Genomic DNA, 19,482 nt, shown 5'->3' on the forward strand with positions numbered 1-19,482 from the left:
CCGTGCGGTCAGGTACGCGGGTCCTGACGGCGCCGCTCGGTGGAGACCACCAGCGCGACGCCGACCACGATGATCGCGCCACCGAGGAGCACCCGGGCGCTGATCGGTTCGGCCAGCAGCAGGGCGCCGAGGGCCACCGCGACCGCCGGGTTGACGTACGCGTACGTCGAGACCAGCGAGATCGGCGCGTGGTGCAGGAGCCAGACGTACGCGGTGAAGGCGACGAGCGAGCCGGCCACCATCAGATAGGCCAGCGCCAGCCACGAGCGCGTGGAGACCGCACCGAGGTCGAACCCGCGCAACTCACCGCGTCCCACCCCGAGCAGGACGAGCGCGCCGGCGCCGGCGAGCATCTCGTAGACGGTCGCGACGAACGGGTCGGCGGGCATGGGTAGCCGCCCCGACGAGAACGAGCCGATCGACCAGGAGGCGGCCGCGACGACCACGGTCAGCGCCCCCATGATCGGCGCCGCGGGCGCGCCGCCGCCGGGCAGCACCAACACGACCAGACCGGCGAAGCCGACGGCCACCCCGGCCATGGTCGCGATCCTGGGGCGGTCCCCGGTCGACAGCCGCAACAGCACGACCAGCAGCGGCACGGTCGCGACGAGCAGCGCGGCGATGCCGGACGGCACGGCCACCCCCTCCGGCCCCGACTCCGCGAGTACCACCAGCCCGTTGCCGCCGGCGAGCAGGAGCACGCCGACCAGGGCGGCGCCGCCGAGCTGCCGCGGCGTGACCCGAAGCGCGCCGCGGCCGCGGCGTAGCCGCAGGATCAGGGCGAGCAGCACGGCGGCGGCCGAGAACCGGGCGGCGGCCGACACGAACGGTGGCAGCGTCTCGACCGTGATGCGGATGCCGAGATAGGTGGAGCCCCAGACGACGTAGACGATCGCCAGAGCGGCCCAGATCAACGCCGGCCGGGTCGCGGGGCGGGCCGGCGTGACGACCGTGGCGGTCTCGGGCGGGGCGGGCTGTCCGGGGAGACCCGGCGACGTCGGCATGCTTCCGGTGGATGAGCTCATCAGGACGTCACGCTACGGTGACCACACGACCGCCGTCCCGGACGCGTGGCCAGCGTCTCACGTCTGGCGTGGAGGAGGACAGTCCATGTCGAACCCCGGGCCGCCCGGCGCCCCGTACAACCGCCGCGCGGCAGCCCGGTGGCCGGGCGGGCAACCGCCGGACGCGTACGGCCCGCCGGCTGACCCGTGGCCGGCTCCGACCAGCCGACCGGATCCGACCGGCGACCACAACGGCTACCCCCGTGGCGGGCGTTACGAGGCGGGCAGTCCGCCCATCGGGTCCGCGCCGGCGGGGAGACCCGACGGCGAGCGGCCGCGCAGGCGGAGGCGGGTCAATCCGTGGATCGTCCTCGCCGCGGTCGTGCCGGTGCTGGCGATCGCCGGCGCAGCGACCGTCATCTACCTGCTCAACCGCTCCGACACGGCATTCGAGGCGGATTCGACGGGCCCTGGGGCCGGGACAGCCCGGACTCCGACCCCCCCGGCGGAGGCGGGCACCCCGCAGGCCGCCTCGTCGGACGCGCGGTTCGTGAAGACGGGGGAGTGTCTGAAGAGCGACGGTGATGCCACGAAGCCGAAGCTGACGATCGCGCCCTGTGCCTCGAAGACGTACGAGGTGCTGGCGCGCTTCGACGGTGCGACCGTCGGTGAGGCGGACGCCAAGCTGAAATGCGGCACGGTACCGGGCTACACGAACTGGTACTACTTCAAGAGCGAGCTGGACGTGCTCGACTACGTGCTCTGCCTCAAGTTGCGCTGACCGCCGTAGCCGGGCGAGGGAGTCCAAGATCCCGCCACCTGGTCTCCGCTCGGGCGAGAAAAGCGGCGCTGGCCTGGTCAGGCTACCGTGCCAGGGGCACGGGGGGAGATCACCGGACCGGGTCTCACCGCGTGCGTCCTTCGACGCTAGGGAGATCATGTCCAGCTACGGACCGCCGGGCCCGCCCGGCCAGGGACAGCCCGAAGAGCCGTACGGGCACCCGGCGCAGCCGCCGGTTCCGCCCCCGCCGGGCGCCTATCCGCCGCCCCCGGCCTACCCGCCGCCGCCACCGGTCAGCGGAGCGCCCGCCTATCCGACGCCGCCACCGGTGAGCGGACCGCCCGCCGGCGGCTATCCGCCTGCGGGCGGGGGCTATCCGCCGCCGCCGTCGGAATACCCCGCGCCGCCGTCGGGCGCACCGGCGTGGGGTCAGCCGCCGATGCCCGGCATGCCGCTTCCACCGGCCGCCCGGCCGAAGCGCGGGCTCAAGATCGGGCTGATCATCGGGGGAGTCGTACTCCTTCTGCTCTGCCTCTGCGGCGGTCTGGTCGCCTACGGCGTGGCCAACTACGACGACAGCGAGTCCACGCCGGCTGCCGCACCGACCCGGAGTCCGAGCGCGTCCCGCTCGCCGAGTCCGAGCCCGAGTCCCGAATCGACGGATGACGACAATTTCGCCAAGGGCGACTGCGTGGTCAACGAAGGGAGCAACAGCGACGCGGAGCTGCGTAAGGTGCCGTGTGGGCCGAACACCTTCGAGATCCTCGCCAAGATCCCTTTCACGACGGACACCGAGCGGTGCAAGAACAGGTTCGGCGGTGCGCCGGAATCCGACGCCACGTTCACCCGCGACGGGTCGGGGAGCCTCAACGACTTCGTGCTCTGCATGAAGGAGCGCTGATACCGACCACTAGGGCTGTCTAGCAAAAAAGCTAGACAGCCCTAGTTTTGTCTCGACACGCGCTACCCACATCTACGTTCGTCTAGCCGTGGCCCTAGATGGGCCGATAACGTGCAAGGCGTGGATCCGGTCCGCAACCCGTACGCACCGGGCGCCGGTCAGCGCCCGCCCGAGCTCGCCGGTCGCGGCCGCGAGCTGGACGTCTTCGACGTCGTCCTGGAACGGGTCGCCCGCGGCCGGCCCGAACGCAGCCTCATGCTCACCGGCCTACGCGGGGTCGGCAAGACCGTCCTGCTCAACACCCTCCGCTCCCAGGCCATCAACCGGCTCTGGGGGACCGGCAAGATCGAGGCACGTCCCGATCAGTCGCTGCGCCGACCGGTGGCCGCCGCGCTGCACATGGCGATCCGCGAGTTGGCCCCGCACCACCGGGCACCGGACCGGATCGACGCGTTCCTCGGCGTGCTCAAGGCGTTCGCGTTACGGGCGAATCCGCCCGCCACGGGCCGCGGCGCGCCCCGGCTGCGCGACCGCTGGCAGCCGGGGATCGACGTTCCGGCGAGCGCAGGACGCGCGGACTCAGGCGACATCGAGATCGATCTGGTCGAACTCTTCAGCGACGCCGCCGACCTCGCCACCGATGTGGGCACCGGCATCGCGATCTTCATCGACGAGATGCAGGACGTCGGCGCTGAGGACGTCTCGGCGCTCTGCGCCGCCTGCCACGAGCTGTCCCAGCTCGGCGGCCCGCTGATCGTGGTCGGTGCCGGCCTGCCCCACCTGCCCGCCGTGCTCTCCGCCGCCAAGTCCTACTCCGAACGGCTCTTCCGCTACCAGCGCATCGACCGGCTGGACCGTATCGCGGCGGATCAGGCACTCTGCGCGCCGGCCGGGCGGGAGAGCGTCGAGTACGAGCAGAAGGCGCTGGACCTGCTCTACGAGAAGTCGGGCGGCTACCCCTACTTCGTGCAGGCCTACGGCAAGACCACCTGGGACCACGCGCCCCGATCCCCGATCACGGCCGCCGACGTTCACGTCGCCGCGCCGGAGGCCGAAGCGGAACTCGCCGTCGGCTTCTTCGGATCACGCTTCGAGCGGGCCACGCCCGCCGAACGCGAATACATGCGCGCGATGGCCGCGCTGTCCTTCATGGGGGGAGCCGGCTCTGCGGGGAACGGTGTCGCGGGGGAGAGCATCGCCGGGGACACCGCCGTGGGAGAAGGGCGCGACGACATGGACGCCGCGGTGCCCACCGCCGAGATCGCCAAATCGTTGGGCCGCAAACCGGCGAGCCTGTCGCCGGCACGGGACGCTCTGATCAAGAAAGGCCTGATCTACTCCGGTGAACGGGGGACGGTCGCGTTCACCGTCCCGCACTTCGGCCGTTACCTGCGCACCCAGCCGGCCTGACCGGACGCGCGACCGTCGTCGTGCGTCACCCCGTTTTCCCACTCCGTCTCATCCGGACAGCCGCGACAGCCGCCAGCCGTACCGGGTCCCGCCATTCGACGGGTGCCGACCGGACGAATTGGGTATGACTGATCCATGAGACCCGTACGCACGGCCGCTCGCGCTCTGCTGAGCGGGATATTCGTGATCAGCGGGGCGCGGGCGATGGCGAATCCGGAGCAGCTTGTGCCGCAGGCCAAGCGGGTGACGGATCGGATCACGCCCTGGCTGGAGAGTGTCGACTCCCGACTGCCCACCGATGCGCGCGCCCTGGTACAGCTCAATGGCGCCGCCCAGTTCGTCGGCGGAGCGCTGCTGGCGACGGGGCGCCTCACCCGGCCCGCCGCGGCGATCCTGGCGGGTTCCCTGGTGCCGACCACAGTGGCAGGGCACCCCTTCTGGACGGTCGACGACCGGACCGACCGCCAGGCCCAGCAGATACATTTCTTGAAAAATTTAGGCCTTCTGGGCGGACTGCTCCTCGCCGCGGCGGACACTGGAGGGCGGCCGGGATTGCGATGGCGCACCAGCCATGCGGTGCATGATGGGCGCCGGTCGGTACGGCGCGCGGTCCGCGGCGCCAAGCGGGATGCGCGGATCGCGGTACGGTCGGCGACGACCGCCCGGCGTTTACCGGGTTGACCTAAGTCGATACGGATATTTACTCTCTTCTAGGCATTCGGTGGCGTCAACCACCTGAACCGCACACGTAGCGTTAACCGGTGGGAAAAGTCGCGAACCAGTGTGGGATCGGACACGGTCGGGTAACGCAGCAGGCATTCCAGTCACTGACCGTTCTAGGCTCCTGGATGGACCTGGGCGGGAAGTACGACATTGGTACGGGGGTGGCCACGCCATGCCGGCGACCGTCGGGACGCGGACGAGCCGCCTTGCCCCAGTCCGCCGCGTAACCCGTGGGATCGATCTTCGGACAGTTGTACGGATCGGCATCGTCGCCGCCGCCTTCTACGCTGCATGGCTCGCCATTCAGACGTTCGGGCGCCCGTACAACTTCTTCGACATGAAGATCTACCACGGCGCGGTGGTCTGGTGGGCGGGCGGCAACGATCTCTACGAGTTCATCGCACCGCTGACGACTCTCGGCTTCACATACCCGCCCTTCGCGGGTCTGGTCATGCTGCCCATGGCCGTGTTGCCCACGGAGGCCGCGGGCTGGGTCAACGTCGCCGGCAGCATCGCCGCGCTCGCGGTTGTGCTGGCCGCGCTCCTGCGGCCGATCGCCGACCGCTGCGGGTGGTCGCACTGGTTCGCGGTCGGGCTGGCGTTGCCGCTCGCGATCGCGATCGAGCCGGTCCGCGAGACCCTCGGATACGGGCAGGTCAACCTGCTGCTCTTCGCGCTGACCATGGCGGATCTGGTCGCGCTGCGATGGCGCGCCCGCGGCGGTGCGCGCCCGGCGGGGACGAGCGGGCCGCTGCGGCGGTTCTGGCTCAGTGGCGCATGGGCCGGCGCCGGCATCGGTCTGGCGACCTCGATCAAGCTCACCCCGGCGCTCTTCATCGTCTACTTCGTGGTCACGAAGCAGTGGCGCGCGGCGGTGACCGCGGTCGCCACCGCGTTCGGCGTCACCATGGCGACGTTCGTCATCGCCGGGCGCGAGTCCACCGCCTACTTCACGAGCGTGCTGTGGCACACCGAGCGGATCGGCGCCGCTGACATGACGCCGAACCAGTCGCTCGCCGGCGTGCTCGCCCGTCTCTACGACTCGATCGAGACGCCGGGGCTGCTCTGGCTCTCCTTCGCGCTGCTGCTGCTCGCGGTCGGGATGTCCCGGGCGTCGCACGCGCACGCCGACGGCGACGAACTGACCGCGTTCACGCTGATCGGGCTCACCGCCAATGTGATCAGCCCGATCTCCTGGTCGCACCACCTGGTCTTCGTGATCCCGGCGATCATCGTGCTCGCCGACGCGGCGATGCGCCGGCGGGGCGCGAGCCGGGGTCTCGCACACCGCGGCTTCACCCTGCCGACCGGCACGGGCGTCGCCGGGATCTCCGGCCTCCGCAGCCCGATCTGGTTCCCGACCCTGACCGGCCTGCGACACGCGACCGCCGCGGTCGCGCTCTACGTGCTGTTCCTGATCTCGCCGATCTGGCCGTACGAGCACCAACTGCCCCGGGTCTCGCACTATCACGACGGGCTCTTCGGCGTGCTGATGGAGAACTCGCTGGCCCTGGCACTGATCGTGATCGTCGCGGCCCTGCCGTGGCGTCCCGGCGCCGAGCCGGCCTTCTACGCCGAGCCCGCGATGCGGGTCGACCGACGGTCGCCGGGACGCGTCTCGGCGAACCACCTCAGGGACAGTTGACCCACTCTTCGGTGCCGTCGGCGAAGACCTGCCGCTTCCACACCGGCAGGCGGGCCTTCACCTCGTCAACCAACCGGGCGCAGGCCTCGAATGCGGCAGCCCGGTGTGCGGTGCTCACGGCTGCGACGAGCGCCACATCGCCGATCGCGAGCGGCCCCACGCGATGCGAGACCGCGATCGCGTAGACCGCCGGGTCGGCGCTGATCTCCGTCGCCACCTGACGCAACACGTCGGCGGCGCTCGGATGCGCCTCGTACTCCAGCGTCGTGACGCCCCGTCCGTGATCGTGATCGCGCACGACTCCGTGGAAGGAGACCACCGCCCCGGCCCGGCGGTCGGCGACCGCGGCCTCGTGGGCGCTCAGGTCGAGCGGATCGGTGGTCACCGCGAGCAGCGGGACCCGCACGGTGATCGAGGACGTCATCGGCTCCACCTTCCGTTGTCGACCATGACGGTTCGCGGCCTCACGGTCGCTCTCCCGGCAGCAACGGCAACGGTACGAGCGGCACGCGGGATCCGGCGTCCCCGTTCGCGCCCGGCCCGATCACCGCGAAGCCGTCGGCCCGGGCGAGACCGCGGAGCATCGCCGAGCCGACGTGGCGGAGCGGACGCGCGGTCCCCTCGACGGGGTCGACCCGGACCAGAGCCAGATGTGTGTAGTCACCCCGCCCCGGAACGGGTTCGGCGAGGGTCACCTGCGGCAGCTCGGCCTCGGGACGGCCGTGCAGGCCCGCGAGGAGCGGCGCGACGAGCGACACGAGGGCGACGATCGCCGATTGCGGATTGCCGGGCAGCCCCGCGACGAACCGTGGCCGGCCGTCAGCGCCGGCGACCCGGGCCAGCAGCATCGGGAAACCCGGCCGTACGGCCACCGTGTTCACCACGTACTCCGCGTCCAGCTCACGCAACGCCGGGTGCAGGTGGTCCACCGGGCCGTGCATCGTGCCCCCGGTGGTGCAGACCAGGTCGACCTCGTCGAGCGCCCGGCGCAGCGCCGCGACGTGCGCGGGGAGGGTGTCGGCGACCGGGGCGACGACCTGCTCCGGGTCGACGCGGCAGCCGTATCGGCGCAACCAGAACGGCACGGCCGGGCCGAGCGCGTCCCGTACCCGGCCGGCGCCCGGCGGTCCGGAGGTCAGCAGCTCGTCGCCGAAGACGAGGAGCGCCGCCCGCGGCATCCGGCGGACCCGCAGGGTGTCGTAGCCGCATGAGGCGGCGAGGCCGATCAGCCCCGGATCGACCGGCGTGCCGGCGGGAAGGAGCGCCTCGCCCGCGGTCGCCTCCTCGCCCGGCACGCGCCATTCGGGCTGCGCGCGTGGCACGCCGCTGATCCGTCCGTCGGCCGTACGCGCGGACTCCTCCACCCGCAGCACCGCGTCGGCACCGTCCGGCAGCATCGCGCCGGTGGCGATCTCGACCGCGGTGCCCTTCTCGGTCAGCGGCGACGGCGTTCCCCCCGCGAGCACCTGGCCGACCGGCCGCCACGGTCCCGCCCCGCGCACCGCCCAGCCGTCCACGCTCGATGTGGGGAAGGCAGGCAGGTCGGTCAGCGTGGTCAGCGGTTGCGCGAGCGTGTGTCCGTCGGTGCGGGCCAGCGCCAGATCGACCGGGTCGAGCGCGGCGGCCAGACCGGCGGCGTAGACCCGGGACCGTGCCTCCCGCCAGTCGACGGGGACGGACGCGGGCATCGGGTCTGTGGCGACGGCCGTTCCTGCGGTCATCCGCCGAGCCTATCCTCGCGGGTCGGACCACTCGGAGAGTCGGTCACTCGGAGAGTCGGTCACGGCGCGGCGTCCCGGGTCCGGGCGATCACGACCTGCCTGGACCGGCGGCGTCACGGTGCGGGATGGTCGCCACCGCGCAACTGGTCCACCGTGTGCGCCAGGATCGGCCCGAGCACGGCGAGTCCGTCGCGGGCCCCGCCGGTGGAGCCGGGAAGGTTGACCACGAGACTCCGTCCCGCCACGCCGGAGAGGCCCCGGGAGAGCACCGCGGTCGGGACCTTGTCCCGGCTGTGCGCGCGGATCGCCTCCGCGATACCGGGGATCTCGTAGTCGAGCACCGGCCGGGTGGCCTCCGGCGTACGGTCCGTCGGGGTGACGCCGGTGCCGCCACTCGTGATCACCACGTCCATCCCGTCGGCGACCGCCAGGCGCAGCGCGGCCTCCACGGGATCACCGTCGGGCACGACCACGGGCTGGTCGACCCGGCAGCCGAGTTCGCGCAGTCCGGTCACGAGAAGGGGGCCGCTCGTGTCGGCGTAGACGCCGGCCGCGGCCCGGTTGGACGCGACGATCACGCGGGCGCGGATCACGGACGATCCTCCGGTCGGATCCAGTCGCCGGTCTTGCCGCCCTCTTTGCGCAGCACCCGGATGCCGTCGATGGATGCGGCGGGGTCGACGGCCTTGACCATGTCGACCAGCGCGAGCCCGGCGGTGGCGACGGCCGTCAGGGCCTCCATCTCCACACCGGTGCGGTCGGCCGTCCTGGTGCTGGCGGTGATCTCGACCGTGTCGTGGCCGAGCCGCAGCTCGACGGTGACACCGTGCAGGGCGATCGGATGGCACAGGGGGATCAGGTCGGGGGCGCGCTTCGCGCCCATGATGCCGGCGAGCCGCGCCACCGTGAGCGCGTCGCCCTTGGGCAGGCCGTCGCGGCGCAGCAGTTCCACCACCTCCGCCGTGGTCCGCAGGAGCCCGGCGGCCACCGCCCGGCGCACCGTTACCGACTTGGCGGACACGTCCACCATCCGGGCGGCTCCGGTTTCGTCGACGTGTGTCAGGTTTGCTGGATCGGTCACGTGGGGAGCCTATATACGTGTGCCCGACGCCGCGCGGTACAGGTTGTCGGGCGTCCCGCTACCGCCGCTCACGGCGGTCGGCGCACGCGGCCGCCCCCGGCCGACGTGATATTGGGCGGGCGGCTTGGACGATTGCGGCCGCATGCGCTAATGGACGCTATAGCGCGGCCCCGGGTCGTATTGATGATGGAAGAATGAGCAGGAAGCATCTGATTGGTACGGAGTGGTTGGCCGTACGGATCAGGTCGGATGCGAGGCCTGACGCCAGTCGCGTGGTGACTATCCGACGACCGACAGCATTCATTAATTTAGCTCTGCGTCGTCATTTCGTCACCCAGATAATACAAAAGCCATTCTGATTCGCATTTCATGAAAAGACCGACATATTACTATTCACAGATCCCCTGTCACGCATTTAACCTTTGGGTAGTTCGCAGCGGGAAACGGATGCGCTTCCGCGCTCGGCGAATTGGGCCGTAATTCGGTTTTGCGATTCATTGAGGGGTGTGACATGCGCGACTACGACTGGCGGTGAATTGTTATCCCGGCCAAGTTCACAAATTCCTGGCCCGCAGTGGTTGACAACGGTCCCCACCCATCGGTCACGATGCAGCAGGGATGCGAGACGACGGGTCACCGACGAGCACGGACGACAAGACCGAAGAGCGGCTGCGGCTGCTCGTCGGTCTAGTCGTCGTACTGGCGGCGAGCTGCCTTGTCGTCGCCGGGCTGCACCTGACCGCACCGCCGGTCTCCCTCCTGTATCCGATCGCTCTCGCCGGACTGGTCGCCGTCACGAACGGGTTGCAGGCCAAGATCCGCGTACGCGCCCAGATCAAGGCCTTCTCCTCCACCTCGGCAGCGATCCTGGTGGCCGTGGCCCTGCTACCGCCCCCCTGGGTGGTGCTCTGCACCGCCGGCGGCGTCGCACTGGCCAACGCCGTCACCCGTAACCAGCCGCTCAAGCTCGCCTTCAACGTCGGCAAGGACACCACCGCCGCCGCCGCGGCGAGCCTCGCCGCACAGGCCGCCGGCCTGCTGCCGACCTTCGAAGCGGCCGGCCCGTTGGCGTGGAGCCGACAGTTGACGGGGCTGCTCGCCGCCGCCGCGGCGTACGCGGTGATCGACGAACTCCTCGGCACCCGGGTGATGGCCCTGGCCACCAACCGGTCCTGGCGACAGGTGGCGTTCCGCGACAGCGACAGCCGGCTCACGTTCCGGCTGGCCAACCTCGTGATCGCGATCGCCACCGTCACGATCGTCAGCCTCGGCCCCGCCCTGCTGCTGGCGATGCCGCCCGTGGTGTTCGCCCTGCACCTGTCACACGTCGGCCGGCTCCGCGCCCGCCAGGAACGCGAGGCGTGGCAACGGCTGGCCCAGACGACCGACGAGCTCAACGTCGTCCAACTCGACGCCGTGCTCTCGACGGCCGTGACCCGCGCCGCCCAGCTCTTCTCCGCGGACCAGGTCGACGTGGAGGTGCGGCTCGGACCCCGTCCGCGGATGGTGCGGGGGAACGGCGACACGGTCGTGTACGACGGGGCGCCGAGCGAGCTGCCGGGCAGCGCGGACGCCGTGATCCGCACTCCACTCGAAGACCACTCCGGCGGTGGCGACGTCGGCGCCCTGCGCCTGCGGTTCCGGGAGCCGGTGACCCTCTCCGAACGTGAGGAGTACACGCTCCGCACCTTCGCGTCGGCCCTGTGCACCGCGATCCGCAACGCCTCCGCCTACGCGGAGCTGGCCCGGGTGGCCGAGGAACACGCACACGCCGCGGCACACGATCCGCTCACCGGGCTCGCCAACCGGCGCCAGCTGCTCGAACGCGGAACCGAGGTGCTGGCCGTACGGCACGCCGACGGGGTGGCCGCGCTGCTGCTGGTAGACCTCAACCACTTCAAGGAAATCAACGACACACTCGGCCATCCGGCGGGCGACCGGGTCCTCACCGAAGTCGCCCAGCGATTGCGCAACGCCGCCCATCCGGCGGAGGTGGTCGCCCGGCTCGGCGGCGACGAGTTCGCCGTCCTGTTCAGCGGTCTGCCCGCGCCGGCGATGGCCGCGCACCGCGCCGAAGGGCTGCTGGCCGCGCTGCACGAGCCGATGGAGCTCGAGGGCATGCGGATCAACGTGGAAGCCAGCGCGGGGATCGCGGTGGCCCCCGGCACGGGTGGGATGCCCGAGCTGCTCCGCCGGGCGGACGTCGCGATGTACCAGGCGAAGCGGGCCGGTCAGCGGATCGCCACGTACGCCCGGGACCGGGACACCGCGGACGTCGCCCGGCTCGCCCTCGGCGGCGACCTGCCCCGCGCCGTCGCCGAGCACGAGTTCACGGTCAACTTCCAGCCGATCGTCGACCTCGGCAGCGGCGAGGTGGTGGCGGCCGAGGCGCTGGCACGGTGGCACCACCCGGACCGGGGCCGCATCAACCCCCTGCGGTTCCTGGAGACAATCGAGCGGTCCGGGCTGCTGCCGGCCTTCGCCGACGCCGTACTCGACCAGTCCCTCACGGCCGCGTGCACGTGGCGTGACGCCGGCTTCGACCTGCCGGTGGCCGTCAATGTTTCGCCGCGGAGCCTGCTCGACCCGCACTTCCCGAGTTCGGTCGTGGCCCGGTTGAACGCGCACGGGCTGCCCCCGGATCGGCTGTTCCTGGAGCTGACCGAGACGCTCACCATCAGCCAGCTGGACGTGGTCGACCAGGTGCTCGGACAGCTGCGCGACGAGGGGATTCGCCTGGCGCTCGACGACTTCGGCACCGGCTACTCCTCGCTGTCGGTCCTCTCCCGGATCCCCGTCCACGAGCTGAAGATCGACCGGGCGTTCGTGATGGCGATGGAGAGTTCGCCGGAAGCTGCCGCCGTCGTCCGTTCGACGATCGACCTCGGCCGCAGTCTCGACCTCGTGGTGGTCGCCGAGGGGGTGGAGAGCGAACCGCAACGCCACGCGCTGTGGGAGCTGGGGTGCGCGGCCGGACAGGGCCATCTCTTCGCCCGACCCATGCCGGCATCCCGGTTGCTGACCGCCCTGCGCCGCGGCTCCGGTGGCCGCCCCGGCGTGCTCGCGCCGCCGCTGCACGACGAGGGGGCGGTGATCCGCCTGGCGCCGGGTCGGCGGGCAGCCGCCCGCACCCGCCCGGACCGTCTGCCACACTTGCCCGCGTGATCGTCCCCAAGGCCCCGACCGGCCTCTCCGCTACCTGGTCGAGCGCGGACCGAGCGGCCGGGGGCCTCACGGTCGATCTCCTGCTGTACGGACTCTCCGCCGTCTTCGCCACCGTCACGGCGCTCACCTCCACCTTGGCGCCGCATCGGGCGTGGGGAGCGGTGGCCACGGTCGGCTACGCGACGGCGGCCGTCGCGGTGACCGCGCAGATGGTCGCCCGCTGGCGGGGGAGCGCGTCGGGGCTGACCGGCATCGGCGCGCGTGCCGCGATCACGGTCTTCGCCTGGACCGCGAGCGCGCTGCTGCCGATGGTGGTGCAGTGCGTGCAACGGGCCGCCGGCCGCGTCGACCGCGCCCAGGAAGAGGTGATCGTCGTCGAGCAGGGCGGCCTGCGCCTGCTCGAACACGGCAGCCCCTACCTGGGCCGCGACGCGATCGCTGCCCTGCCGGCCGGCGAACAGTTGCTCGGCTACCTGCCGTACCAGCCGGGGATGGCGCTCTTCGGCCTGCCGCGCGCCACCGTTGGCGTCGCCTGGTGGACCGACGCGCGCGTCTGGTTCGGTCTCGCCACCGTGGCCGCGCTCGTGGCCGCCGTCGCGGTGCTGCGGCGCAGCCCCGTGGCGCGGCCGGAGACGGCCGCCCACGACCGCGCCGTTCTGCGGGCGGTTCAGCTCGCCACCGTGCTGCCCGTCTGCGCGCTCACCCTGGCGACCGGCGGGGACGACATCCCCGTACTCGCGTTCTGTCTCCTCGCCCTCGCCCTCCTCGCGGGCGGCCGACCCGGCGCCGCCGGCCTCGCGGTCGGGCTCGCCGCGGCCCTCAAACTCTTCGCCTGGCCGGTCGCGCTGGTTCTTCTCGGGTACGCCGGCACCCGCGGCCGCCGCGCCGCGATCCGGTTCGGCGTCGGCGCCGTCGGCCTGCCGATCGCGGCGCTGCTGCCCGCGCAGCTCGTCGACTCCGGCGCGCTGCTCGAAAACGTCGTGCACTTTCCGCTCGGCCATGGGCTGGTCCACAGCCCCGCGCAGTCGCCGTTCCCCGGCTATCTCATCGCCGCGACACTGCCCGGCGGTCGGATCATCGCTGCGGCGCTGCTCGTCGGCGCCGGGCTGGCGATCGCCGTCCGACTCGCCCGCCGTCCGCCCCGCACGCCCGCCGAAGCCGCGCTCGTCTGCGGATACGGGCTACTCGCGGCCATCGCGCTGATGCCGTCTACCCGCTTCGGCTACCTGCTCTATCCGGTCGCTTTCCTGGCCTGGGCGGCGGCCCTGCGGATGGCGGTCCCCGCACCGGCCGTCGAGGAAAACCATCGGTCACGACCGGCGGCGGCAGCGACATCATGACGCCGATCGAGGAGACGGCCCGAGGGGTGGTCGTCGCGGTGGCGGCGGGTGGCGCGATCGGTTCGGCGGCCCGGTACGGGCTCGCGCTGGCCTGGCCCACCCCGGTCGCTGGTTTTCCGTGGGCGACCCTGCTCACCAACGTGAGCGGATGCGTTCTGCTCGGGGCGCTCATGCAGGTCATCGCGGCACGGATCGCCCCGCACCGGCTGGTCCGGCCGTTCCTCGGCACCGGGGTGCTCGGCGGCTTCACCACATTCTCGACCTACGCGGTGGAGAGCCGGTCCCTGCTCGCCGCAGGTCGGCCCGCGCTGGCCGCCGCGTACGTCCTCGGCACGCTGGTCGGCGCGCTCCTCGCGGTCCGGCTCGGGATGCTGATCGTGCGGTGGCTCGGTTTCCCGACGGTGCGGCACCCATCGTGACGCTCGTGCTGGTGATGGTCGGCGGAGCGGTGGGAGCGACCGCCCGCTTCCTCGTCGACCGGGCGGTCACCGCCCGATGGGGCCGGACACTGCCGTGGGGCACACTCGCCGTCAACGTGGCGGGGTCGCTCCTGCTCGGTCTCCTGGCCGGGTCCGGCAGCGCACTGCCCGGATCGCTGGGTTGGCTCCTCGGTACGGGCTTCTGCGGCGCGTTCACCACCTACTCCACCTTCGGCTACGAGACCGTGCGCCTCGCCGGCCAGGGCGGCAGCGGAGCGGCGCGTGCGCTGCTCAACGTCACCGTCACCGTGGCGGCGGGACTGACGTCAGCCGCGCTCGGCTGGCAGCTCACGTCGAGCTTGGCCGTCTGAGCAACGCGCACCCGCCATCAGGCGTACACCAGAGGGATGGAGACGCCGTACCGGGACCGGGTCGCGGCCGGTGAGGCGCTCGCCAGCCGGCTGAAGCACCTGGCCGACCGGCCGGACGTCGTGGTGCTCGGTCTCGTCCGCGGTGGGATCCCGGTCGCGGCGGTGGTGGCCGCCGAGCTACGGGTGCAGCTGGACGTGCTGGTGATCCGCAAGCTCGGGCTTCCGTCAGAACACGAGGTGGCGTTCGGAGCGATCGGCCCGGACGGCGTGCAGGTGCTCAATGCCGAGGTCGCCGGGCGGCTCGACCCCGAGGAGATCGCCGAGGTCGTCCGGGCGGAGACCGAGGAGCTGCAGCGACGTGCGGAGCTCTACCGGCCGGGTCGCCCGCCGCTCGATCTGCGGGACCGCACGGTGGTGATCGTCGACGACGGACTCGCGACCGGGGCGACCATCCGCGCGGCCGTGATGGTCTGTCGCCGGCTCTGTGCCCATCGGATCATGGTGGCCGTACCGGTCGGCTCCGTCGGGGCGTGCTCGGCCGTGTCGGCGGTGGCCGATGAACTGCTCTGCCTGCTTCGGCCGGCAGATTTCCGCGCGGTCGGACAGTTCTACGAGGACTTCGAGCAGGTTTCCGACGACGAGGTCACGGCGACGCTGTCCGGGCGGGGGTGACAGCAGCCGGTACCGTCGAGTAATGCAGATGACCTGTCCGAAGTGCCATGGCGACATGCGCCAGTACGAGCGCAGCGGCGTGATTGTCGACCAGTGCGGCGAGTGCCGCGGGATCTTCCTCGACCGCGGTGAGCTGGAGAAGCTCTTCGAAGCCGAGGCGAGCTGGAACCGGGAGCACGGTGCTCCACCGGCGCCGCCCGCGCCGCAGCCGGGTCACGCCGGCGCGCCCGCTGCCGGTGGCTACGTGCCGCCGCCCCCGCCGCAGCACCACCAGCCCGGCTACCCGCCGGCCCATGTCCCGCCACCGCCGCCCGTGACCCACGGCTATCCGCCGGCTCCCGTCCACGGCGGCCACTACGGCTACCACGGGCACTACCGCAACAAGCGCCGCAAGGGCGGCTTCCTGGGCGAACTCTTCGACTGATCCGCGTGAGACGCCGCCGGCCGAGGACGCGCACCCCCTCGGCCGGCGGCGCTCGACGCGGCCCCGACGTGCGGTTTCCCCTCGTCGGCTGAACGCCCGGAGCGGACAACCCCCGCCGGTCGTCGTGACCGACGCGCTCAGACCGCCATGTCGACGAAGCGGGACAGGTGGAGCTGCGCCGCGACGGTGATCGTGTCCGTCGGGCCGTTTCGGTGCTTGGCGACAATGAAGTCCGCCTCGCCGGCCCGCGGCGACTCCTTGTCGTAGTAGTCGTCGCGGTGCAGCAGGATCACCACGTCGGCGTCCTGCTCGATCGATCCCGACTCACGCAGGTCGGAGAGTTGCGGACGCTTGTCGGTGCGCTGCTCAGGGCCACGGTTCAGCTGGCTGACCGCGATGACCGGGCACTCGACCTCCTTGGCCAGCAGCTTGAGACCACGGGACAGCTCGGCGACCTCCTGCTGACGGCTCTCGGTCTTCTTCGGTGAGCTCATCAGCTGGAGATAGTCAACGACGATCATCTTGAGGTCGTGTCGCTGCTTGAGCCGACGCGCCTTGGCCCGGATCTCCATCAGGTTCATGTTGGGCGTGTCGTCGACGAAGATCGGGGCTTCGCTGATCTCGCCCATCCGGCGCGCCAACTTGGACCAGTCGTCATCCGACAGCTGCCCGGAGCGGAGCACGTGCAGGGGCACCCGCGCCTCGGCCGAGAGGAGTCGCATGACGATCTCGACCTTGCTCATTTCGAGCGAGAAGATGGCGCTGGCGCAGTTGGCCCTGATCGCCGCGTTCCGCGCGAAGTCCATCGAGGCGGTGCTCTTACCGAGACCGGGGCGGCCCGCCACGATGATCAGCTGGCCGGGGTGCAACCCGTTCAGCAGACGGTCGAGGTCGGTGAATCCGGTCGGCACCCCGGTCATCACCCCGCCCTGCGCGCCGACGGCCTCGATCTCGTCGAGCGTGGGCTGCAGCATGTCGGCGAGGCTGGCGAAGTCTTCCCGGACCCGGCGCTCGGTGACGTCGTAGACCGCCTGCTGGGCGAGGTCGACGACGTCGTCGACGTCACGGCCGCCACCCGCCGCCGAGCCGTATCCGAGTTGGACGATCTTCGTGCCCGCCTCGACCAGACGGCGCAACACCGCCCGCTCGCCGACGATGCGCGCGTAGTAGGAGGCGTTGGCCGCGGTCGGCACGCTGGCGATGAGGGTGTGCAGGTAGGGGGCGCCACCGATGCGGCCGAGGTCACCGGAGTCGGAGAGGGCCGCGGCCACGGTAATGGCATCGGCCGGCTCGCCCCGGCCGTAGAGGTCCAGGATCGCGTCGAAGACGGCCGAGTGGATCGGCCGGTAGAAGTCATTCGACTTCAGGATCTCGACGACGTCGGCGACCGCGTCCTTGGAGAGCAACATGCCACCGAGCACGCACTGCTCCGCCGCGATGTCCTGCGGCGGGGTCTTGTCGAACTGGCCGACGGGTTGGATCGGGGCGCTTGGAGGCGGACTGGGAGTCCTCGCCTCGGCACGCACATCGTCCGTGATCGACACCCGGAGCCTCCGCTCGATTGACTGTGCCCGTAGCGAACCGCCGGGGTACGACACTTCTGTCCGCCGCCACCATACGAAACCCGAGGTCACAGCCCCAAACACCGCGGTGGACGAAGTTCGGGAGAAGCTGTGGACAGCGGCCTCACGGATGTGCGCAGGGTTGTGCACATCCTGTGCACAACGTCGTGGGATTTCTCCGCACACCCGGTCTGAACTGCGCTTTCTCGGTCCCCAGCATGTGGAGGAAAGAAATCTGGACATGTGTCGTTGACGACGACCGGCTATCATCGCCAACGACGAATCTGTCCAGATGGCCGATTGCGACTCGGTATCAGAAAGGTCACGCTCCGGCGGTGGACTACCGGGACTGGGGGTACGGCGATCGCACCCCGTACGAGCGCCGTCCGGCGACGTCGTGGGCTGGTGACGACGAGCCGCGTGCGGCCGACGATCTGTCCGCCGGCACGTCCTGGGGCCAGAGCTACCGCTCCGGGCGCCAATCTGGGAGGACAGACCTGACCGACAGCGGCTTCGACGACGCGTACTGGACGCCACCGAGCTCAGCCGCGCCGGCGCCGACCTCGGCGACCCCCGCACCGAGCTCGGCGATTCCCGCGCCACGCGGCAGCGGGCGGCATCGCGATGACGGCGACCTGCCGGAGCCGGCGGCTCGCGGCCCGGTCAGCAGCAGTCCCTTCAGCAGCGGTCCGGTCAGCAGCCGGCCGATGAGCAGTGGCCCCATCAGCAGCGGTCCGGTCAGCAGCCGGCCGATGAGCAGTGGCCCGATGAGTAGCGGCCCCGTGTCCAGCAGCGGCTGGCGGCAGAGCGCGCCGACCGGCCGTTGGGACCGGCCGGCCGACACCGGGGAATGGCAGCGCACTCCGGAGACCGACCAGTGGCAGCGGTCGGACGACACCGGCGAGTGGACCCGTGCCGGGCACACCGGCGAATGGCGCAACCCGCACGCGTCGAGCTGGTCCGAACCGGGCGACAGCGCCGAGTGGAGCCGCGACCCCTACCCGCGCGACTGGCGGGACGACACGAGCGCGGGGCAGTGGCGGCAGGGCGCACACACCGGCCAGTTCGACCGGATCACCGACACCGGTAGCTGGAGCGCCACCAGTGATGCGGGCGCTTGGCCGCGAACCGAGCCGCCCGGACGGCAGCCGCGCGGCCCGGTCGAGACGGAGAGTTCCTGGCGGGACTCGGACGACACGTTCTGGTCCGGCACGCGGCTGGCCGGCGACGACCCGCGCTGGGTGGAGACGCCCGTGTCGGCGCCCCGGTCACCCGCCGTCGCCTATCCGCGGCCGCCGCGCAGCCGTCCGGCGCCGCCACCCGTCCGGCAGGTCTACCGTCCGCCCGTGCGACGCGGACGGGGCAGAGGCCCCGACGAGGAGCTGCTGGACTTCGATCCCGGCGGACACGTCGCCTCGCTCCTCTACACCGCGCTCTGGTACGCCGTACCGGTCCTGTTCTTCGCGCTGTGGACGTTCACGCTCGACAACACCCCGCCACCGGCCGGCTGCGTCACCGACGTCACCGGTGGTGGGTGCCAGTCGGAGCGCGCCCAGGCGATCGCGTCGGTGGTCGGTGGGGCGCCGCAGTTCGGTGCCGCTCTGCTGGCGAGCCTGGTGGTCGCGATCGTGCTGCGGTGGGCCAGCGGGACGTGGCGCGCGGCGAGCGTCGGCCTCGCCGCCGCGGTCGTCGGCGGCGGTCTCTCCACCGTGGTCTTCAGCGCCCTCACGGGGCAGCCCGTTGGCTGACCGCCATGACGACGACGAAAGGGGCGACGCGCCGGTCGGCGCGTCGCCCCTTTCGCAGGTCGTGCTACTGGGCCTTGACCACGTTCAGGTTGAACTTGGCGGTGACCTCCGGGTGCAGCTTGACGCTCACCGGGTAGGAACCGACCGACTTGATGTGGCCGGGCAGCTCCAGGCGGCGCCGGTCGAGGATCGGCCCGCCGGCGGTCTTCACCGCGGCGACGATCTCGGCCGGGGTGACCGAGCCGAACAGGCGCCCGCCGTCTCCGGCACGCACCGCCAGGCTTACCTTGAGGCCCTCAAGCTGGCCCTTGACCTCGTTGGCGTGGCCCAGGTCGCGGATCTCGCGGGCCGACCGGGCCCGCTGGATAACCGTGACCTGACGCTCCGCACCCTTGGTCCAGCCGATCGCGAGGCCCTGCGGCATCAGGTAGTTACGGCCGTAGCCGTCCTTGACCTCAACGATGTCGCCGGGGGCACCGAGGCCGGACACGTCCTGAGTCAGGATGATCTTCATG

Annotated in this window: 20 protein-coding genes; 12 read left to right on the plus strand and 8 right to left on the minus strand. The window is 71.5% G+C overall.

Features of this window, described 5'->3' with window-relative positions; translation table 11 throughout:
* Positions 1-8: 8 nt before the first annotated feature.
* Positions 9-1,025, minus strand: a complete 1,017-nt coding sequence (locus tag AB0J06_RS06340; RefSeq protein WP_357425249.1) for an EamA family transporter — start codon at positions 1,023-1,025, stop codon at positions 9-11.
* A gap of 85 nt (positions 1,026-1,110) precedes the next feature.
* Between AB0J06_RS06340 and AB0J06_RS06345 the strand changes: the two genes are divergently transcribed.
* The 5 genes from AB0J06_RS06345 to AB0J06_RS06365 all read left to right on the plus strand — a co-directional run bounded on the left by AB0J06_RS06345 (position 1,111) and on the right by AB0J06_RS06365 (position 6,464).
* The gene (locus AB0J06_RS06345; protein WP_357425251.1) at positions 1,111-1,785 is read left to right on the plus strand and encodes a hypothetical protein; all 675 of its coding nucleotides are present in this window, start codon (positions 1,111-1,113) and stop codon (positions 1,783-1,785) included.
* Positions 1,786-1,942: 157 nt separating this feature from the next.
* Positions 1,943-2,686: a hypothetical protein gene (locus tag AB0J06_RS06350; RefSeq protein ID WP_357425253.1), complete on the plus strand. Its 744-nt coding sequence runs from the start codon at positions 1,943-1,945 to the stop codon at positions 2,684-2,686.
* A gap of 120 nt (positions 2,687-2,806) precedes the next feature.
* On the plus strand, positions 2,807-4,096 hold the full coding sequence (locus AB0J06_RS06355; RefSeq protein WP_357425255.1) for an ATP-binding protein: 1,290 nt from the start codon (positions 2,807-2,809) through the stop codon (positions 4,094-4,096).
* 135 nt (positions 4,097-4,231) lie between these two features.
* Positions 4,232-4,777, plus strand: a complete 546-nt coding sequence (locus AB0J06_RS06360) for a DoxX family protein (RefSeq protein ID WP_357425257.1) — start codon at positions 4,232-4,234, stop codon at positions 4,775-4,777.
* Between the two features lie 214 nt (positions 4,778-4,991).
* Positions 4,992-6,464 carry a glycosyltransferase 87 family protein gene (locus AB0J06_RS06365; RefSeq protein WP_357425259.1) on the plus strand — a complete coding sequence of 491 codons (1,473 nt, stop codon included), beginning with the start codon at positions 4,992-4,994 and terminating at the stop codon, positions 6,462-6,464.
* Here AB0J06_RS06365 and AB0J06_RS06370 read toward each other — a convergent pair.
* From AB0J06_RS06370 to moaC, 4 genes are all read right to left on the minus strand, one after another.
* On the minus strand, positions 6,451-6,888 hold the full coding sequence (locus AB0J06_RS06370) for a molybdenum cofactor biosynthesis protein MoaE (protein WP_357425261.1): 438 nt from the start codon (positions 6,886-6,888) through the stop codon (positions 6,451-6,453). The two genes, AB0J06_RS06365 and AB0J06_RS06370, sit on opposite strands and share 14 nt — an antisense overlap.
* A gap of 40 nt (positions 6,889-6,928) precedes the next feature.
* Positions 6,929-8,185: a molybdopterin molybdotransferase MoeA gene (locus tag AB0J06_RS06375; protein ID WP_357425263.1), complete on the minus strand. Its 1,257-nt coding sequence runs from the start codon at positions 8,183-8,185 to the stop codon at positions 6,929-6,931.
* A 113-nt stretch (positions 8,186-8,298) separates the two neighbouring features.
* Positions 8,299-8,778, minus strand: a complete 480-nt coding sequence (locus tag AB0J06_RS06380; RefSeq protein WP_357425265.1) for a MogA/MoaB family molybdenum cofactor biosynthesis protein — start codon at positions 8,776-8,778, stop codon at positions 8,299-8,301.
* The gene (gene moaC / locus AB0J06_RS06385) at positions 8,775-9,266 is read right to left on the minus strand and encodes a cyclic pyranopterin monophosphate synthase MoaC (protein ID WP_357425267.1); all 492 of its coding nucleotides are present in this window, start codon (positions 9,264-9,266) and stop codon (positions 8,775-8,777) included. Before moaC ends, AB0J06_RS06380 begins: the two co-directional genes overlap by 4 nt.
* Positions 9,267-9,884: 618 nt before the next feature.
* On the opposite strand from moaC, the gene AB0J06_RS06390 reads away from it, so the two are divergent.
* The 6 genes from AB0J06_RS06390 to AB0J06_RS06415 are packed head-to-tail and all read left to right on the plus strand — an operon-like array spanning position 9,885 to position 15,657.
* Positions 9,885-12,431: a bifunctional diguanylate cyclase/phosphodiesterase gene (locus AB0J06_RS06390; RefSeq protein ID WP_357425269.1), complete on the plus strand. Its 2,547-nt coding sequence runs from the start codon at positions 9,885-9,887 to the stop codon at positions 12,429-12,431.
* Complete coding sequence (locus AB0J06_RS06395; protein ID WP_357425403.1) at positions 12,431-13,771, plus strand: glycosyltransferase 87 family protein; 1,341 nt, start codon at positions 12,431-12,433, stop codon at positions 13,769-13,771. The genes AB0J06_RS06390 and AB0J06_RS06395 overlap by 1 nt, the downstream gene beginning before the upstream one ends.
* A complete protein-coding gene (crcB, locus tag AB0J06_RS06400; protein ID WP_357425271.1) occupies positions 13,768-14,190 on the plus strand; it encodes a fluoride efflux transporter CrcB in 423 nt (140 codons plus the stop codon). Before AB0J06_RS06395 ends, crcB (AB0J06_RS06400) begins: the two co-directional genes overlap by 4 nt.
* A complete protein-coding gene (gene crcB / locus AB0J06_RS06405) occupies positions 14,187-14,561 on the plus strand; it encodes a fluoride efflux transporter CrcB (protein WP_357425273.1) in 375 nt (124 codons plus the stop codon). Before crcB (AB0J06_RS06400) ends, crcB (AB0J06_RS06405) begins: the two co-directional genes overlap by 4 nt.
* Positions 14,562-14,597: 36 nt before the next feature.
* Complete coding sequence (locus AB0J06_RS06410) at positions 14,598-15,233, plus strand: phosphoribosyltransferase family protein (protein ID WP_357425275.1); 636 nt, start codon at positions 14,598-14,600, stop codon at positions 15,231-15,233.
* Between the two features lie 22 nt (positions 15,234-15,255).
* Positions 15,256-15,657, plus strand: coding sequence for a zf-TFIIB domain-containing protein (locus AB0J06_RS06415; RefSeq protein ID WP_357425277.1), 402 nt, complete (start codon positions 15,256-15,258; stop codon positions 15,655-15,657).
* Positions 15,658-15,794: 137 nt separating this feature from the next.
* Here the strand turns inward: AB0J06_RS06415 and dnaB are convergent, their stop codons facing one another.
* Together dnaB and AB0J06_RS06425 are read right to left on the minus strand one after the other, a co-directional pair.
* The gene (dnaB, locus tag AB0J06_RS06420) at positions 15,795-17,201 is read right to left on the minus strand and encodes a replicative DNA helicase (RefSeq protein WP_357425279.1); all 1,407 of its coding nucleotides are present in this window, start codon (positions 17,199-17,201) and stop codon (positions 15,795-15,797) included.
* A 481-nt stretch (positions 17,202-17,682) separates the two neighbouring features.
* A complete protein-coding gene (locus AB0J06_RS06425) occupies positions 17,683-17,943 on the minus strand; it encodes a hypothetical protein (protein ID WP_357425282.1) in 261 nt (86 codons plus the stop codon).
* A 43-nt stretch (positions 17,944-17,986) separates the two neighbouring features.
* Here AB0J06_RS06425 and AB0J06_RS06430 point away from each other — a divergent pair, with 43 nt between their 5' ends.
* Complete coding sequence (locus AB0J06_RS06430; protein ID WP_357425284.1) at positions 17,987-18,967, plus strand: hypothetical protein; 981 nt, start codon at positions 17,987-17,989, stop codon at positions 18,965-18,967.
* 64 nt (positions 18,968-19,031) lie between these two features.
* Here AB0J06_RS06430 and rplI read toward each other — a convergent pair whose 3' ends face one another.
* Complete coding sequence (gene rplI / locus AB0J06_RS06435) at positions 19,032-19,481, minus strand: 50S ribosomal protein L9 (protein ID WP_357425286.1); 450 nt, start codon at positions 19,479-19,481, stop codon at positions 19,032-19,034.
* Position 19,482 lies beyond the last annotated feature (1 nt).

Origin of the sequence: Micromonospora sp. NPDC049679 (genome assembly GCF_040659735.1) — a bacterium.
GTDB lineage: Bacteria > Actinomycetota > Actinomycetes > Mycobacteriales > Micromonosporaceae > Micromonospora_I.